Origin of the sequence: Bacillus sp. AY2-1, assembly GCF_008368965.1 — a bacterium.
Taxonomy (GTDB): domain Bacteria; phylum Bacillota; class Bacilli; order Bacillales; family Bacillaceae_G; genus Bacillus_A; species Bacillus_A thuringiensis_S.
Genome location: NZ_QPEL01000352.1, coordinates 1 through 1,070, shown reverse-complemented (window position 1 = coordinate 1,070; position 1,070 = coordinate 1). Strand labels below are relative to the sequence as shown.

The window sequence follows — 1,070 nt, the reverse complement described above, 5'->3', positions numbered from 1 at the left end:
GTAGAAACACTGGTAAATTCGTCCAAATAGGTGAGGGCATGATTTGAAATTAAAAATATAAACCTTTGCCCACTGGCTGAACAGTTTCGAGCACAGTATCAACCATTTCTTCATTAATTAGGGTTCTTATAATCCAAGCTGAGAGGTCTTGTGCAGCAAAGCAACCTGCAGCAGTCGAAATATTGCCTTCGTTTACGAAACTTTGTTCAATAACGTCTACATCAAATTCTTTAAGTTGTTCTACTACGGATGGATATGTAGTTGCTTTTTTGCCAGTTAATAATTTTTTAGCTCCTAGTAGTAGTGAGCCAGAACACATAGAGCCTATTAATTGTTTTTGAGGATCTACACGAATGTTATTAAGATATTGTTGATTTTTATATAAATCTTGTACACCCTTACCACTTGCAAATACTACAGCTTCAGCAGAAGGGATATCGGATATGCTTCCTGTCATGGGTATACGTAAACCAGACATGGATACATGAGTTTTTTTTGTTCCTAATAATTGGACCTCCCAATCAGAAATACCACCAACTAGACGTACACGATTTAATAAATCCCATGGTAAAAAAACATCGATATCAGTGAAATTATCGAAACAAACTATTGAAATTTTCATTCTCTAACCCTCCAAAAAAATAAATTGTTTGAAGAATTTAAATTATAACACTTTCAAGTGTGATTAGTGAGGTTTAAATTTTTTCATTAACTATAGTAGATAGGAAAAAGTGTATAGGATTGTAGAGAACCATCACAAAAATTTCATTTTGTATTAAGTTGGAACATAAAAAGAGAACTTAGTAAAGTGCTCTCATGACGAGACCCATTTTATAACGACTATTTTATAAAGAAAGGAACTCAGGATATTATATGTGCGCCAGTCAATTGAGTATCTTGTATAAATAAAGAGCAGCTAGCAAAAGCTAACTGCTCATATAAGGAAATCGGAGAAAGATAACCATGTTTCTACATCATTGACGAAATATTGAGTTTTATTCATAAAGAACTACGATTAACTTAGTGCATAGCCCACAATCAAGGTTAGTATTAAAAACAATGATAATAAC

General features: G+C 33.0%; 1 protein-coding gene. It reads right to left on the bottom strand.

Annotated elements, in window-relative coordinates:
- Positions 1-49: 49 nt before the first annotated feature.
- A complete protein-coding gene (locus DN403_RS30985) occupies positions 50-622 on the bottom strand; it encodes a DJ-1/PfpI family protein (protein WP_149186010.1) in 573 nt (190 codons plus the stop codon).
- Between the last annotated feature and the right edge of the window lie 448 nt (positions 623-1,070).

Excerpts from the sequence above, each read along its gene's own strand:
- DN403_RS30985 (WP_149186010.1), bottom strand. The coding sequence starts at position 622 with ATGAAAATTTCAATAGTTTGTTTCGATAATTTCACTGATATCGATGTT.